Here is a 15,529-nt window from a genome sequence, read left to right as displayed (position 1 = left end):
GGGCGCCGACGCGCCGCGCGGGTGGCTCGCAGGTTCGGGTCCGGCCGGACTGCTATCGTTGTGGCGCGGCCTGTGTGCCGCTGCGTCGTCGTCACGCTCCCCGGCATCCGAAGCCGTGGCTCATTACGAACGGCGAACCGATGCGCGATCCCGCGCCGTCGCCACCTCCGCACTGCTGCGTTTCCGCACGCGTGCACCACCGAAAGCACTCATGTCTTCTTTCCTCTCTCTCGGCGTGCCCGAGAACCTCTCCTCCGTCCTCGCCGCCGACGGCAAGACCGAAGCGTTCGCGATTCAGCGCGACACGCTCCCGGACTCGCTCGCCGGTCGCGACGTGCTCGGCCGCGGCCGCACCGGCAGCGGCAAGACCATCGCGTTCGCGCTGCCCCTCGTCGCGCGCCTGTCCGGCGCCGGTGCCGCCAAGCGCCGCCCCGGTCGCCCCCGCGGCCTCGTCCTCGCCCCGACTCGCGAGCTCGCGACGCAGATCGCCGCGACCATCAAGCCGTTGGCGGATGCCGCGGGCCTGACCGTCACGACCGTTTTCGGCGGTGTCAGCCAGAGGCCCCAGGAGCAGGCCCTCGGGCGCGGCGTCGACATCGTCGTCGCGTGCCCCGGCCGGCTCGAAGACCTCATGAAGCAGGGCGTCGCCAAGCTCGACGCCATCGAGATCGCCGTGCTCGACGAGGCCGACCACATGGCCGACCTCGGGTTCCTGCCGGGCGTCACCCGCATCCTCGCGGCCACGCCGTCGGGCGGACAGCGCATGCTCTTCAGCGCCACGCTGGACCGCGGCGTCGACAGCCTGGTGAAGCGCTTCCTCTCGAACGAGGTCCTGCACGAGGTCGACGAGTCCAGCGTCCCGCAGGGCGTCATGACCCACCGCGTGTTCGTGACGAGCTCCGACGACAAGCTCGCACTGGTCCGTCACCTCGCGTCCGGCCGTGGCCGCCGCATCCTGTTCACCCGCACGAAGCACCAGGCCAAGAAGCTCGCGAAGCAGCTCACGGCAGCGGGCATCCCGTCGGTCGACCTGCACGGCAACCTCGGCCAGAACGCGCGCGAGCGCAACCTCGCGGCGTTCGGCGCCCCCGTCGACAAGGGCGGCGTGCGCGTGCTCGTCGCGACCGATGTCGCCGCGCGCGGCGTGCACGTCGACGAGGTCGAGCTCGTCGTGCACGTCGACCCGCCCGTCGAGCACAAGGCGTACCTGCACCGTTCGGGCCGCACGGCTCGCGCCGGCGCCGAGGGCGTCGTCGTGACCGTCGCCACCGATTCGCAGCGCGGCGAGGTCAAGGACCTGCTGCGCAAGGCCAAGGTCACCGCGCCGCTCGAGCCCGTCCACGCCGCGCACGCTGCGGTCGCCGAGCTCGTCGGCGAGCCTGCCCCGCACGTCACGCCGGCTCCCGTCCAGCAGCAGCAGCGCCCCGCGGCGAAGAAGAAGCCCGCGGCATCCGGCGAGGGCCAGGGCCGTCCGGCGCGTGGCCGTTCCGGCGGACGCGGCAAGAGCACGACGGATGCCGCACGCCAGCCCGCTGCGGATCAGGCACGCTCGGGCGCGGGTCGCTCCGGCCAGGGTCGCGCCCGTTCGTCCGAGCAGCCCCGCAGCGGGGCTCCGGCCGCGCGCACGGGAACTTCGTCGAGCCAGCGCTTCACGACGGGTGCGACCGTCGCGGACATCCGCCGCAGCGCGCGCACGCCGAACCGCCGCGCCCGCGGCTGAGCACCAGCATCCCGGCTCGCCCGCGGCTGAGCACCAGCATCCCGGCTCGCCCGCGGCTGAGCACCAGTATCCCGGCTCGCCCGCGGCTGAGCACCCGCATCCCGGCTCGCCCGGTTCGGGGCGTCTTTCCACCGCGACACGCCGGCGGCCCCGGCGCGTCGCCACGGTTCTGCGCCCCGAACCCGGCTGTCACGACGGCCGGCGCGGGTGCGGGGTCAGCCCCGCACGGGCAGGCGCGCGTCGAGCCACGCGATCAGGTCGGCGCGCACGTCGGCCTGGACCGCTTCGTTGAAGATCTCGTGACGTGCGTCCGGGTACACGAGGGTCGTGACGTCGGTCAGCCCCGACCTCGTGCGGTACGCCTCGGCGAGCCGGTGCACGCTGCGGGGTCCGCCGACCGTGTCGTCGCGGCCCACCATGAGCAGCACCGGCACATCGTGTCCGAGCTCGCGCCGCGGCAGTCCGTACAGGCGCGACGCATCGAGCACGCCGAACAGCTTGAGCAGCGGAGTCGTCGTCGTGAGCGGGTCGTCGCGGAACGCCCTGCCCACGGAAAGATCTGACGACAGCCACTCGGTGCCCCAGGCATCCTTCGTCTTCCACGGCGCGTTCAGGTCGCCCGCGTTGAGCGCACCCGGCCACCGCAGCGCCGACCCCGACAGCACGACGGCGTCGTACGCGTCCGGGTGCGCGTTCACCAGCATCTGGGCGAGGAACGATCCCCACGAGTGGCCGAGCAGCACGAACGGCAGGCCGGGATTCTCGTCGCGGATGAGCTGCGTGAACTGCCACACGGCGGCGAGCGCAGCGGGCATGCCGCCCGGACCGAGCCGACCGAGCTTCGACGCGTCGCCGGCCCACTGCGTCATGCCCGTGCGGCCGTGACCGCGATGGTCGTCGGCGTACACCGTGTATCCGGCGTCCGTGAGCGCATCGATGAGCGCCGCGTAGCGGCCGGCGTGCTCGCCCACGCCGTGCAGCAACTGGACGACGGCCCGAGGCTCGCGCTTCGCGGGATGGACGTCGTAGACGATCGCGATGCCGTGTGCATCGATGAACTCGGGCATGCGATCGAGTCTAGGCATGCGGCATCCGCGAATTTACTTAACAACGATAATGACCTAAGCTAATGATCTATGCCTGATCCGGATGCCCCCATCGACGCCTCCGACCTGCGCAACGCCGTCTTCCGGCTCGCGCGACGCATGCGCACGCAGCGTGCCGTCGACACGATGAGCGACGGACAGTACGCCGTACTCGCCGCGCTGTGGGTGCACGGCGCGCACACTCTCGGAGAGCTCGCCGACCGCGAGCACGTGTCCTCGCCCGCCATGAACCGCACCGTCAACTGCCTGCAGGAGGCGGGCTACCTCGACCGCGCGCCCGACGAGAGCGACGGCCGCAAGGTCGTCATCGCCCTGACCGACGAAGGCCGGTCCGTCGTCGAAGAGACATCGCGACGCCGCGACGCCTGGGTCGACGCGGCGCTGGCCGATCTGACCGACGACGAGCGCGAGACCATGGCCCGTGCGGCCGGGATCATGCAGCGGATGGTGACGCGATGAGCCGCGGCACGTCGGCGATGTTCCGCTCCTTCTCGGTCTTCAACTACCGCGTGTGGTTCATCGGCGCCCTCGTGTCCAACACCGGCGCGTGGATGCAGTCGACGGCGCTCAGCTGGGTTGTCCTGACCGAGCTGACCCCGAACGACGCCAGCGCGATGGGCATCACGATGGCGCTCCAGTTCGCCCCGCCCCTGCTCCTGGTGGGCGTCACCGGCTGGGTCGCCGACCGGTTCGACCGGCGGCACCTGCTCATGCTGACGCAGAGCCTGCTCCTTCTGCTGGGTCTCGTGATCGGGATGCTGCTGCTCATGGGCGTCATGACGCTCTGGCTCATGTACGCGTTCGCCCTCGTGCTCGGTGTCGTCGCGGCATTCGACAATCCCGCGCGCCAGGCGTTCGTGTCCGACCTCGTCACGCGCGAAAATGCCTCGAACGCCGTGGCGCTGAACGCCGCGTCCTTCAACGGCGCCCGCATGATCGGACCCGCCGTCGCGGGCATCGTGATCGTCGCGGTGGGTACGGGCTGGGTGTTCGTCGTGAACGCCGTGACGTTCATCGCCATGATCGTCGCACTGCTGCTCATCCGGCCCGCTGAGCTCATTCCGCGCGTGCGGGCGCCGGGAGCCTCCCGTCTCGCCGACGGGTTCCGCTACGTCGCGCGTCGCCCCGACCTCGTCGTCGCGTTCGCGATGGTCTTCCTCATCGGCGCCTTCGGCATGAACTTCCCCATCTTCGCCTCGACCATGGCGCTCGAGTTCGGGCAGGAGGCCGACGGCTACGGCCTGTTGAGCTCGATCCTGGCGATCGGCTCCCTCGCCGGGGCCCTGCTCGCGGCGCGGCGCGACCGGGCACGGATCCGCGTCGTCATCGCGGGCACGCTGCTGTTCGCGACGGCCGCGGCCGTGTCGGCCTTCATGCCGACCTACTGGACATATGCCGTCACGCTCATGTTCACCGGCTTCGCCGTCGTGACGATGCTGACGACGGCGAACGGCTACGTGCAGACCACGACCGACCCCGCACTGCGCGGACGCGTGCTCGCCCTGTACATGGCGATCCTGATGGGCGGGATGCCGGTGGGCGCACCCATCGTCGGATGGGTCGCGGCCGAGTTCGGCCCGCGCGTCGCGATCGGCCTCGGCGCCCTCGCCGGCTTCGCCGCGTTCTCGATCGGGGCGATCTGGCTGCTCGCCTCGGGGCGGCTCAAGCGTCGCGAGGACAGCCGCTTCCGCCTGACGATCGACGAGACGCGACCGCTGATGGTCGTGCAGCCTGCGCCCGAGGAGTTCAGCGACGAGGTCGCCCAGACGACGCCGATCCGGGTCCCGGCAGCGGAACACAGCACCCCCCGACGCCCCTGACCCGATACCCGCGAGACTGCAACGGGCGCTCGAGACTGCGGGGTCAGCCCGCTGTCTCGGCGCCCCGATGAAGTGTCGCGGTCAGAGCGGGCGCGGTCAGGGCAGGCGCGGTCAGAGCGGGAGGTTCCGGGGCGGGCCGGGCCGCGGCATCCGGGTCAGCCGGTCGACGCGCGTCCGGTGGACTCGCGCACGATGAGCTCGGGCTGGAACACGATCTGCGCCCGGGCATCGCGGTCGTCGACCTCTTCGAGGAGCAGCTCCACGGCGCGGAACCCGATGAGCTCACTCGGCTGGCGGATCGAGGACAGCGGCACGACGGCGGCGGCCGCGAAATCGATGTCGTCGTAGCCGATGATCGCGATGTCGTCGGGCACCGAGGCGCCGCCCAGCATGACGAGCGCCTGCAGCACCCCCATCGCGAGCAGGTCGTTGGCGGCGAAGACGGCGTCCGGGCGATCCGCCGGGGCGCGGTCATGCACGCGCTCCCCCGCGGCACGCCCCGCGAGGACGCTCAGGGCGGGAGTCTCGATGATCTCGAGCGTCGCGCCGCCGTGTGCATCGACGGCACGCTGCGCACCCTCGAGGCGGTCGGCCACCTGGCGCACAGACGAGGGACCCCCGACGAACGCGATCCGCCGGCGTCCCGTCTCGAGCAGATGCTCGACGGCCAGTCGGCCCCCCGCCACGTCGTCGACCGACACGGAGGAGACATCCTGCTCATCGCTCGGCCGGTCGACGAGCACCGTCGCGATTCCGCGCTTGCGCAGCCGCTCGAGGCGGTCCGAGATGTCGTCGACGGGAGTGATGAGCACGCCGTGCACGCGCTGCTCCTCGAACAGATCGAGGTAGCCGGCCTCGCGCGCGGCATCGTCGTCGCTGTTGCCCAGCAGGACGGTGAGGTCGCTGCGAACGGCCCGCGCTTCGGCGCCGCGCGCGACGTCGGTGAAGAAGGGGTTGCGCACATCGAGCACGATCAGGCCGATGCTGCGGCTGCGTCCCGCGCGAAGCTGTCGTGCGGCGTCGTTGCGCACGAACCCGAGCTCCGCGATCGCGGCGTGCACGCGCTCGACGGTCGCGGGCGCCACCCGGTCGGGGCGGTTCAACACGTTCGAGACCGTGCCGACCGAGACGGATGCCGCGGCGGCGACATCCTTGATACTCACCGTCATGTGGGGCTCCTGCTCGACGCTGCGCTGCCGGGAGTTTATGGCACGCCAGGGACCATCCTCGCGCAGTGCACGACGCACGCGCACTCCGGGTTGCGCGCGTCGACTCCGAGGTCTAATCTTGAAACGATTCATGTCCTGTCATCCATCTCGGAAGGAGCCGGCTCGATGTCGAATGACCCCACCCCGCACCGTGTGTGCTTCGAACTGCGGATCCGGCCGGAGCTGATCGACGAGTACACGGCCCGCCACAGTCCGGTCTCCCCCGAGATGCTCGCCGAGATCGCCGCCGCCGGCCGCCGCAACTACTCCCTCTTCCTGGGCGAGCGCGGGCGACTCATCGGCTACTACGAGACCGATGACGACGCTGCCGCCCAGGCGTATCTCGCCGCATCGCCGATCGCCGCGGAATGGGAGGCCGAGATGGCCCGCTTCTTCGTCGACCTCGACGGTCGCCCCGACCAGGCGGCGACGACGCTCACCGAGATCTTCCACCTTCACGACCAGTTGGCTGCGGCCTCCGACAACGAAAGCTCCGCATCATGACGACGCTGTCCTCCGAGATCCTTTCGAACCTCGAACGGCAAGGCGTCGAGCTCCCCTCGTGGGCGTTCGGCAACTCCGGCACGCGCTTCAAGGTGTTCACGACCCCGGGAACCCCGCGCGACCCGTTCGAGAAGATCGCGGATGCTGCGCAGGTCAACCGCGTGACCGCTCTCGCCCCGGCGGTGGCGCTGCACATCCCGTGGGACAGGGTCGACGACTATGCCGCGCTGCGCCGCCATGCCGAAGATCTGGGCGTGGAACTCGGCACCGTCAACTCCAACACCTTCCAGGACGACGACTACAAGTTCGGCGCCCTGACCCACGAAGACGCCGCGGTCCGCCGCAAGGCGATCGATCACCATCTCGAATGCATCGACGTCATGGATGCCACGGGCTCGCGCGATCTGAAGATCTGGCTCGCAGAGGGCTCGAACTATCCCGGCCAGGCCGACCTGCGCGGGCGCCAGGACCGCCTGCAGGAGTCCCTCCAGGAGATCTACGCGCGCCTTTCCGGCGAGCAGCGTCTCGTGCTGGAGTACAAGTTCTTCGAGCCGGCGTTCTACCACACCGACGTTCCGGACTGGGGAACGTCGTACGCGCAGGTGGCGGCGCTCGGCGAGCGCGCGATGGTCTGCCTCGACACGGGCCACCACGCCCCGGGCACGAACATCGAGTTCATCGTGATGCAGCTCCTGCGCCTCGGAAAGCTCGGCTCGTTCGACTTCAACTCGCGGTTCTATGCCGACGACGACCTCATCGTCGGTGCCGCCGACCCGTTCCAGCTGTTCCGCATCCTCTTCGAGGTGATCCGCGGCGGCGCGCTCAACAACCCCGATGTGACCTTCATGCTCGACCAGTGCCACAACATCGAGCAGAAGATCCCCGGACAGATCCGCTCGGTGCTGAACGTGCAGGAGATGACCGCCCGGGCGCTCCTCGTCGACGGCGACGCCCTCCGCGACGCTCAGGTTTCGGGCGATGTGCTGGCCGCCAACGCGGTCTTCATGGATGCGTTCTACACCGACGTCCGGCCGGCACTCGCCGAGTGGCGCGAGACGCGCGGTCTTCCCGCCGACCCGATGGCCGCCTATGCGGCATCCGGCTATCAGGAACGGATCGAGGCCGAGCGCGTCGGCGGCGTGCAGGCCAGCTGGGGCGCCTGACCCCTACGGACCGGGCGGACGAGCGATACGATCGTTCAATGAACCTGTCCCACCGCGCCGCTCGGGCCCGCTGATGGCTACGATCCGCGATGTCGCGCGGCTTGCCGGAGTTTCCGCGGGGACGGTCAGCAACGTCCTGAATCGACCGTCGTACGTGCGCGCAGAGACGCGCGAGAAGGTCATCCGGGCGATCGACGAGCTCGACTTCGTGCCGGACCAGAGCTCGCGGCAGTTCCGCGCCGGCCGCACGCGCACGATCGGCATCGCCGTGGCCAACCTCGACAACCCGTTCTTCGTCGACGTCGCGCTCGGCGCCGAGCAGCTCAGCCGCGAACTCGGACTCGGCGTCGTGCTGTGCAACAGCGCCTACGACGCCGTGCGGGAGTCGCAGAATCTCGACCTGCTCGTGCAGCAGCGCGTGCAGGGCATCATCATCTCCCCCGTCGACGAGAACAGCTCCCGCCTGGAGATGCTGCGCGATCGCGGCGTGCCCATGGTCTTCGTCGACCGGGTCGGCGACGATCGCGACTGTTGGTCGGTCGTCGTCGACGACGGACACGGCGGACGCGCGGGGGCCCAGCATCTCATCGACCGTGGACACCGGCGCATCGCCTATCTCGGGCATCCGCATCGGTCGCCGAAGGTGCGGATGCGCTACGAGGGCGCGCGCGAGGTCATCGACCGGACGGCCGGCGACATCACGCTCGAACTCATCTCGACCGAGTCCTGGACGGTCGAGGAAGGACGCGCGGCCGGCGAGGCGCTGCTGGCACGGCAACCCGACAAGCGTCCCACGGCGGTCCTCTGCGCCAACGACGTGGTGGCCCTGGGCCTGCTCCAGCGGGTGACGCACGGCGGGCTGCGGGTGCCCGAGGATCTCGCGATCGTCGGCTACGACAACGTCGTGTGGTCCGAAGTGGGCGCCGTTCCCCTGACGACCGTCGCGCAGCCGCGCGCGCAGCTGGGTCGCACGGCCGTCGAGATGATCATGCACCTCATCGACAGCCCGCAGCGAAGCCCCCGAACCAACCACGTCGTTCTCGAGCCCGAGCTGGTCGTGCGCGAATCGACGTGAGGACGGCGAAGGGGCGGATGCCGCTCACGCGCGCATCCGCCCCTTCGTCTACCCGATTTAGAACGCGGGCTCGATGTCGTCCACGTTGTCGATCGTGACGACCGTCAGCGGGATCGGCAGACGTGCGTCGACCGTCTCGCCGTCGGCGACCTTGAGGATCGTCTCGAGGGCCAGCGCACCGTCTTCCACCGGCGACTGCAGGATCGTCGCGTAGAAGTGACCGGCCTTGATGGACGCGAACGCGTCCGCCTGGCCGTTGATGCCGACGATCACGGGGATCTCGGCAAGGTCACGGCCCGACTCGGTCCACGCGTCGATGAAGCCGCGGGCCATCGTGTCGTCGCTCGCGTAGACGCCGTCCATGTCGTCGCCGAAGCGCGTGATGAGGTCGCGGCTGGCCACGAGCGCCTTCTGCTGGTCGAAGTCGGCGTTCACCGACTGCAGGATCTCGATGCCCGATCCGAGCTCGTCGAGACGCTCGGTGAAGCCGTCGCTGCGACCGATGCTCGTGCCGTTGCCGGCCTGACCGGCGATGATGACGACGTTTCCTTCGCCGCCGAGCGCGTCGTTCATCGCGTCGGCCGACAGCACGCCCTCTTCGTAGACGTCGGGGCCGGTGAAGCTCGCGACGAGCTTGAGCGCCTCGTCATCCATCGGGGAGTTGATCAGCACGACCGGGATCTGTGCCGACTGCGCCTGGATGAGGCCCGGGATGTAGGCCTGCGGGTCGAGCGGCCACAGCACGATGCCGTCGGGGTTGCGCCCGATGCACGTCGAGAGCTGCTCGGTGCCGGTCTGGACGTCGAAGTCCTGGCTGAGCATCGTGACCTTGGCGCCTGCCTCATCGGCGGCGGCGAGGAACGCCTCGTTGGCGGGCGTGGCGTAGGCGTGCGACTCGGCTGCCGTGATGTAGCAGATCTCCTTGCCGGAGCCTGCGGCCTCGCCATCGGTCGAGCCGGAGTCGGTGTCTGCCGCGCCGGCGCATCCGGCGAGCAGCATCGCCGCTGACAGCACGGCTCCGCCGAACAGGAACTTCTTCTTCATGCGATCGTCCTTTCGATCTCTTGTGTGGTGTCTTTCTGTGCGCCCGGCCCCCGTCGTCGGAGGCGTCGCGCGAGTGCCGACAGGGAGAGGTCGACACCCTGCTTCGCGAAGGTGAAGCGGTCGAGCAGGATCAGAAGCAGCAGGATGCAGCCGGTCACGATGTCCTGCACGTAGGCGGGTACGCTCTGGTACTCCATCGCCGTCGTCAGAGCCGCGAGGGTCAGCAGACCGCCCAGGGTTCCCAGCGCCGAGCCGACGCCGCCCTCGAGCCGCGTGCCACCGATCACGACGGCCGCGATCGCGGTCAGCACGATCGTGTCGCCGAAGACGGGTGAGCCGGTGTTCGAGGCGATGCTGAACGTGACGCCCGCGACGCCGGCCATCGTGCCGCTGAAGACGAACGCGCCGAACAGGTAGGCATTGGAGCGCACGCCGCTCGCCGTCGCGCTGGCGGCGTTGCTGCCGACGGCGAACAGGTTGCGTCCGCCGACGCTGCGCGTCAGCCAGAAGTGCAGCAGGAGGATGAGCGCGAGGAACAGCAGCACACGCACGGACACCGTCCCCGCGACCGGCTGGGTGAGCGGAATGCCGAAGAACGGGTCCGTGCCGCTGACGGGCCGGGAATCGGTGATGAGGTGGCACACGGCGCGGAAGAACACCATCGTCGCGAGGGTCGCCACGAGCGAGTTGATCTTGAGCACGACCACGAGGACGCCGTTGATGGCTCCTGCCGCCATGGCGACCGCGATGCCCACGAGAGCCGCCGGGATCTGGCCGAGTGCAGGCTGCAATCCGATGGCCGCGATACCCGACAGTGCGAGGATCGCACCGCCCGAGAGGTCGAGTTGGCCGGCGATCAGCACGACGGTCAGACCGATCGCGAGCAGCCCCATCGTGGCGACGCGATCGACGCCGAGGCTGAGCGTGCGCCCTTCGAAGAACCCCGGCACGAACGAAGCCGACAGCACGAGGGTCGCGACGAGGATGACGATGACGCGGTAGCGCACGAGGCTCAGGAACACGACACTGTCGGTGATCCGATTCGACGAGGTGCGGATCATGATCGGCCTCCCTTCCGACGGAGGTACACATCGAGCGAGACGGCGGCCACGATGAGCGCGCCCTTGGCGATGCCCTGCACTGCGGTGGGCACGCCCTGCAGCACGAGGATGTTGTTGAGCAGCGCGACGAAGAGCAGTCCGCCGATCGCGCGCGGGATGCTGCCGGATCCGCCCAGGAGGCTGACACCGCCCACGACGACGGCCGTGATCGCGTCGAACTCGTAGCCGATCCCGATGCCGGGGCGTGCGGTCTGCAGCGTCACTCCGAGCAGCACGCCGGCCATGCCCGCGAGCCCCGCCGTCAGCACGAAGGCAGCGCCCCGAGTGAAGAAGAGCGGCACGGCACTCGCCCGCGTGGCATCCGGGTTTCCACCGGCCGCGTACACCCAGCGCCCCAGCACGGTGCGCGAGAGCACGAGGTGCCCGATGATCGCGACCACGAGGAACACCAGCACGATGACGGGGATCCCGAAGATGCGCCCGTTGAGGAAGGCCTGCGCTTCGGGGTCGCTGCCGTAGACGATGACGCCGCCGACGCTCCACTGCGCGATGCCGAGCACGATCGTGCCGACGGCGAGCGTCGTGATGACCGGGTTGATGCCGGCGTAGCCGATCAGGAGGCCGTTGACGACTCCGGCGGCGAGGGCGGCGAGGATCGCGACGAGAGCTGCCGGGATCGTGCCCATGATCGGCTGCAGGCCGAGCACGAGGATCGCTCCGACGGCGACGGTGGCCGGCACCGAGAGGTCGGCGAGGCCTCGCGTGATGAAGACGAAGGTCATCCCGACGACGATGACGCCGAGGATCGAGATGTTGATGAGGACGTTGGTCAGGTTGCCGATGCTCAGGAACCGGTCCGACAGCACCGACCCCACGATGAGCAGCAGCACGATGCCGACGGGCATGCCGATCCAGGGACCGATGCGCGAGAGCGCGCTGCCCTTCGTCAGGCGGTCGCCCGATCGGGTCGTTTCGGTCTGCGCCCGCGTGGGCGCGTTCGATGAGGTCATTGCGTTACCTCTCCGGTCGCGGCGTGCATGACAGATCGCTCGTCGGCGTCGGCGCGGTCGAACTCCGCCGATACGCGGCCTTCGTGCAGGACGTAGATGCGATCGCTGACGGCGAGCACCTCGGGAAGCTCCGACGAGATGAGCAGGATGGCCACGCCCTGGGCGGCGAGCTCGCCGATGATCGTGTGGATGTCGGCCTTGGCACCGACGTCGACTCCGCGCGTCGGTTCGTCCAGCAGCAGCACGTCGGGCTGCGTCGCGAGCCACTTCGCGATGACGACCTTCTGCTGGTTGCCGCCGCTGAGGGTGCTCACGGCGCGCTCGATGACCGGCGGGGAGACCCCCAGGGCGTCGACCTCTTTCCGCGCGAGGGCGCGCTCGCGCCGCGACGAGATCCAGCTGGCCGAGCTCACCTTGGCAAGCACGGGCAGCGCGATGTTGTCCTTGATGGATGCCTCGGGGATGATGCCGTCGCGCTTGCGATCCTCGGGCACGTAGGCGATGCCGGCGTTGACCGCTTTGCGCGGACTGCGGACGCGCGCGTCGGAGCCGTTGACACGGACCGTGCCGGCGTCGGCGGTGTCCAGGCCGAAGACGGCGCGGGCGACCTCGGTCCGACCGGCGCCGACGAGGCCCGCGAGACCGACGATCTCGCCCGCGCGGACCGTGAGCGAGACGTCTTCGAAGGCGCCCGAGCGGCTGAGTCCCTCGAGCTCGAGCACGACGTCTCCGATCGGCACGTCGCGCTTGGGGAAGACATCGGTCAGGTCGCGCCCGACCATGAGGGTGATCATCTCGGTGGCGGTCAGCCCCGACGCGGGCCGCGTCTCGATCTGACGGCCGTCGCGCAGCACCGTGACCTGGTCTGCCAAGTCCAGCACTTCGCGCAGGCGGTGGCTGATGTAGATGATGGCGATGCCATCGGCACGCATCGTGCGGATGACACGGAAGAGCGCCTGCGCCTCGTGCTCGCTCAGCGACGACGTCGGTTCGTCGAGCACCATGATCTGAGGGCGAGCGGCGTACGCCTTGGCGATCTCGACCAGCTGCTGCTGACTCACCGTCAACGACCCGAGACGAGCCCGCGGGTCGATCCGCGCATCGAGCGCGTCGAGCACGGCACGGGCGGACTCGAGCAGCGCGCGACGACGCACGATGCCGAATCTCGACGGCGTGGCCCCCAGGGCGATGTTCTCGGCCACGGACAGGTCGGGCACCAGATTGAGTTCTTGGTAGACCATGCCGATGCCGCGTCGCCGGGCATCCAGCTGACCGGAGATCCGCACGCGTTCGCCCGACAGGGCGACCGAGCCGGCGTCGGGCTGGTAGACCCCGGCGAGGATCTTCATCAGGGTGGATTTTCCTGCGCCGTTCTCACCGACGATCGCGTGGACTTCGCCGGGTTCGACGACGAGATCGACATCGGACAGCGCCTTGACGCCGGGGAACGACTTCGAGATCCCCCGCATCTCCAGTGCGGGCACACTCATGCCGACTCCTTCCTCTTCGCGCCGCGCGCGCGGCTGGGTCCGGCGTCGATCTCGATGGCGTACGACACCGACTCGCCCGGCTGCAGCTCGGGCAGGACGCCTTCGCTGCGGGCCGTGGCGCGGCCCCTGCTCCAATCGACGTTCACGGGTTCGAGCCCGAGCACGTAGTGACCTTCGCCGAGCATCTTCCACTGGTGAAGGCCCGGCAGCGTCTTCGTGTCGAACCTGATCGCCAGACGCACGTCGCGTTCCGGGTTGTCCACCGAGACCTCGGCGAAACCCTGATCGCGGAAGTCGTGGCGGAACACCTGCTCGGCATAGCCCCGCGTGGGCGCTGAGAGCTCGTGCCAGCTCGCGACTCCGGCTTCTGCGGTCGCGTCTCGCGGGGTGACGGCTGCGGACGGGATCCGCAGCACGGCATCCTCCGAAAGCAGCGGCCAGCCAAGATTGCAATGGTAGAGCACCATGTGACCGGCCGGACGCGAGTCCTCGTTCGTCACGGTGTCGTCGATCCGGATGACGGAGCCCCCCAGGTGCGCTTGGATGCGGCGGCGGAGGACGAGGTTCTCCCCGAACACCGAGGCCTGCCGCACCTCTCCCTCGATGACGATCCCGTCGTCGCCGACCTGCGCACGCGTGAGGGTCGCCGGTGTCGAGCTGATCCGGCCGTGCATGGGGTAGTCCACGCCGTCCTCGCTCGTCGGCGGCCCGAACGAGTCCAGGCCGCACGTCGTCAGCAGGCCGCCGCCGAACGCGCGGAGCCAGTCCATGCCCACGTCGTGGGTGTGGGCGGGCGCGCCGATGCCGACCGGCGACATCCAACTCAGCGGAGTCCCTCGGAAGGTGACCTGGCCGAGGTCCATCGCCCGGTCAGGATGCACCTCGAAGGACAGTCCGCCGCCGGTGTCGACGCGGATGCGGCGAGCGCCGCGCGCCGGACCCTGCGTCTCGGTGAACTCGTCGATCCGAGCGATCTGAGCGAGTGAGCCGATCCGCCGTCGCGCCTCGCCGAGGTCGACGCCGAACAGCTCTGCCGTGCCGGTCATCTACAGTCCCAGTTCCCCGCGCTCGGCGCTCAGCTGGGCGCTGCCGGGACCGAAGTGCTTGAGGATGACGAGATCCTCGGTCGAAGATTCGTTGACGACTGTGACACCGGCCGAGGCCGCGGATGCCGTCACGAAGAACTCGTCGGATGAGAACTGGCCGTACCGGATCGAGCTGATCGCGGCGAGGGGCTGGCCGTTGATCGTGCCGCGGCCGCCGACGGCCACGAGGCCGTACGCGTCGGTCTCACCGACCGTCACGGCGCCACCGGGGCGGACCGTCAGCTCCTTCGCGCTGAACGCGGGCGAGCGATACGTGATCCACTTCTCGACGTAGTCGGGCGTCGCGGCGCGGACGCTCGCGACGGTCTCGACGGGCGGAGTGAAACGGTGGCTCCAGAACTCCGGGTCGACGTTGCGCTCCCAGTCGACGAGCTCGACGATGAAGTCCAGGTCGCCGACGCGATCGTCGGGTACGTCCTTCCAGAGCAGTTCGTCGCCGACCTCGCGGTTGTTGGACCAGGACTCGGTCATGGCGAAGACGTCGCACGCCGCCTGCGGCTCGTACGTGCACATGCTGGCGGGAGCGTGCAGGATGCCGGCGGGCACGTCCCATCCCGTGCCGGGGGTGATGCGGTACGCCTTCGACAGGTCGGTGATGCGGTTGTCGCCGCCGCGCAGGAAGCCGGCGAGCTTCTCGCGCAGCTGATCCTTCGTGACCTCGGGGTGCAGGCCGAAGAAGGTGTACGGGAACTGACCGCCGTGGTTGTTCATCTGCGTCGGGAAGTAATAGGCCTCGGGCTTGCCGGGCTTGCCCACGAGGGCCGCGTGCTCGTCGCGGTGGTGGATGTGGAAGGGCAGCGGGAACTCGTTGTCGAAGAACTTGGAGTACATCGGCCACAGGCCGTGCGAATCCCACAGCCCGCCAATCGCGTCGCCACGGAAGTGCGCGATGAACTCGTCGAACGGGATGACGTTGCCGTCGGGGTCGCGCACGAGGCTGAGACCCTCGAACGGGTCGGTGCGCGGACCGTTCTCAGCGCGGATGGCGCTCGCGAGCCAACGCTCGTCGATTCCGCCGCGGTCCTTGCCGAGCGGGAAGTAGTCGTCGGGGTGGAGGCGGATGCGGCGACCCGGCGTGCAGAACGAGCGGGGCACCCAAGCGGGGGCCAGTGACAGAACGCCGCCCGAGGCATCCATCGCGCGCTCGATGGCGGTTTCTGTGCTCGTGACGTTCTCGTAGGGCCCGGCGTTCGCCATTTCTCACTCCTTCGTGACGTCATAT

Annotated in this window: 14 protein-coding genes; 6 read left to right on the top strand and 8 right to left on the bottom strand. The window is 69.5% G+C overall.

The window, feature by feature from the left end:
- Nucleotides 1–211 precede the first annotated feature (211 nt).
- A complete protein-coding gene (locus ACFC3F_RS06250) occupies nt 212–1,720 on the top strand; it encodes a DEAD/DEAH box helicase (protein WP_376127699.1) in 1,509 nt (502 codons plus the stop codon).
- Nucleotides 1,721–1,935: 215 nt separating this feature from the next.
- Here ACFC3F_RS06250 and ACFC3F_RS06245 read toward each other — a convergent pair whose 3' ends face one another.
- The gene (locus tag ACFC3F_RS06245; protein ID WP_376127697.1) at nt 1,936–2,787 is read right to left on the bottom strand and encodes an alpha/beta hydrolase; all 852 of its coding nucleotides are present in this window, start codon (nt 2,785–2,787) and stop codon (nt 1,936–1,938) included.
- 69 nt (nt 2,788–2,856) lie between these two features.
- Between ACFC3F_RS06245 and ACFC3F_RS06240 the strand changes: the two genes are divergently transcribed.
- On the top strand, nt 2,857–3,285 hold the full coding sequence (locus ACFC3F_RS06240; protein WP_376127696.1) for a MarR family winged helix-turn-helix transcriptional regulator: 429 nt from the start codon (nt 2,857–2,859) through the stop codon (nt 3,283–3,285).
- Nucleotides 3,282–4,646: an MFS transporter gene (locus ACFC3F_RS06235; RefSeq protein WP_376127694.1), complete on the top strand. Its 1,365-nt coding sequence runs from the start codon at nt 3,282–3,284 to the stop codon at nt 4,644–4,646. The genes ACFC3F_RS06240 and ACFC3F_RS06235 overlap by 4 nt, the downstream gene beginning before the upstream one ends.
- A gap of 155 nt (nt 4,647–4,801) precedes the next feature.
- On the opposite strand, the gene ACFC3F_RS06230 is transcribed toward ACFC3F_RS06235, so the two are convergent.
- Nucleotides 4,802–5,815, bottom strand: a complete 1,014-nt coding sequence (locus ACFC3F_RS06230) for a LacI family DNA-binding transcriptional regulator (RefSeq protein WP_376127692.1) — start codon at nt 5,813–5,815, stop codon at nt 4,802–4,804.
- A gap of 165 nt (nt 5,816–5,980) precedes the next feature.
- On the opposite strand from ACFC3F_RS06230, the gene ACFC3F_RS06225 reads away from it, so the two are divergent.
- The 3 genes from ACFC3F_RS06225 to ACFC3F_RS06215 all read left to right on the top strand — a co-directional run bounded on the left by ACFC3F_RS06225 (nt 5,981) and on the right by ACFC3F_RS06215 (nt 8,596).
- Complete coding sequence (locus ACFC3F_RS06225; protein ID WP_376127691.1) at nt 5,981–6,358, top strand: L-rhamnose mutarotase; 378 nt, start codon at nt 5,981–5,983, stop codon at nt 6,356–6,358.
- Complete coding sequence (gene rhaI, locus ACFC3F_RS06220) at nt 6,355–7,521, top strand: L-rhamnose isomerase (RefSeq protein ID WP_376127689.1); 1,167 nt, start codon at nt 6,355–6,357, stop codon at nt 7,519–7,521. Before ACFC3F_RS06225 ends, rhaI begins: the two co-directional genes overlap by 4 nt.
- Nucleotides 7,522–7,594: 73 nt before the next feature.
- Nucleotides 7,595–8,596: a LacI family DNA-binding transcriptional regulator gene (locus ACFC3F_RS06215; protein WP_376127687.1), complete on the top strand. Its 1,002-nt coding sequence runs from the start codon at nt 7,595–7,597 to the stop codon at nt 8,594–8,596.
- Between the two features lie 57 nt (nt 8,597–8,653).
- Here the strand turns inward: ACFC3F_RS06215 and ACFC3F_RS06210 are convergent, their stop codons facing one another.
- From ACFC3F_RS06210 to ACFC3F_RS06185, 6 genes are read right to left on the bottom strand one after another with little or no spacing between them, the layout of a single operon-like run.
- A complete protein-coding gene (locus ACFC3F_RS06210; protein ID WP_376127685.1) occupies nt 8,654–9,640 on the bottom strand; it encodes a sugar ABC transporter substrate-binding protein in 987 nt (328 codons plus the stop codon).
- On the bottom strand, nt 9,637–10,701 hold the full coding sequence (locus tag ACFC3F_RS06205; RefSeq protein WP_376127683.1) for an ABC transporter permease: 1,065 nt from the start codon (nt 10,699–10,701) through the stop codon (nt 9,637–9,639). The genes ACFC3F_RS06210 and ACFC3F_RS06205 overlap by 4 nt, the downstream gene beginning before the upstream one ends.
- Nucleotides 10,698–11,711 (bottom strand): ABC transporter permease, encoded by a 1,014-nt coding sequence (locus ACFC3F_RS06200; protein ID WP_376127681.1) that lies wholly within the window; start codon nt 11,709–11,711, stop codon nt 10,698–10,700. Before ACFC3F_RS06200 ends, ACFC3F_RS06205 begins: the two co-directional genes overlap by 4 nt.
- The gene (locus ACFC3F_RS06195) at nt 11,708–13,201 is read right to left on the bottom strand and encodes a sugar ABC transporter ATP-binding protein (protein ID WP_376127679.1); all 1,494 of its coding nucleotides are present in this window, start codon (nt 13,199–13,201) and stop codon (nt 11,708–11,710) included. Before ACFC3F_RS06195 ends, ACFC3F_RS06200 begins: the two co-directional genes overlap by 4 nt.
- Entirely contained in the window at nt 13,198–14,247 is a 1,050-nt protein-coding gene (locus ACFC3F_RS06190; protein WP_376127678.1) for an aldose 1-epimerase family protein, read from the bottom strand. The genes ACFC3F_RS06195 and ACFC3F_RS06190 overlap by 4 nt, the downstream gene beginning before the upstream one ends.
- On the bottom strand, nt 14,248–15,504 hold the full coding sequence (locus ACFC3F_RS06185; RefSeq protein WP_376127676.1) for a hypothetical protein: 1,257 nt from the start codon (nt 15,502–15,504) through the stop codon (nt 14,248–14,250). It abuts the gene before it with no gap.
- Nucleotides 15,505–15,529 lie beyond the last annotated feature (25 nt).

Source organism: Microbacterium sp. NPDC055910, assembly GCF_042271185.1.
Classification (GTDB): Bacteria; Actinomycetota; Actinomycetes; order Actinomycetales; family Microbacteriaceae; genus Microbacterium.
This window is presented reverse-complemented; position numbering and strand designations above follow the sequence as displayed.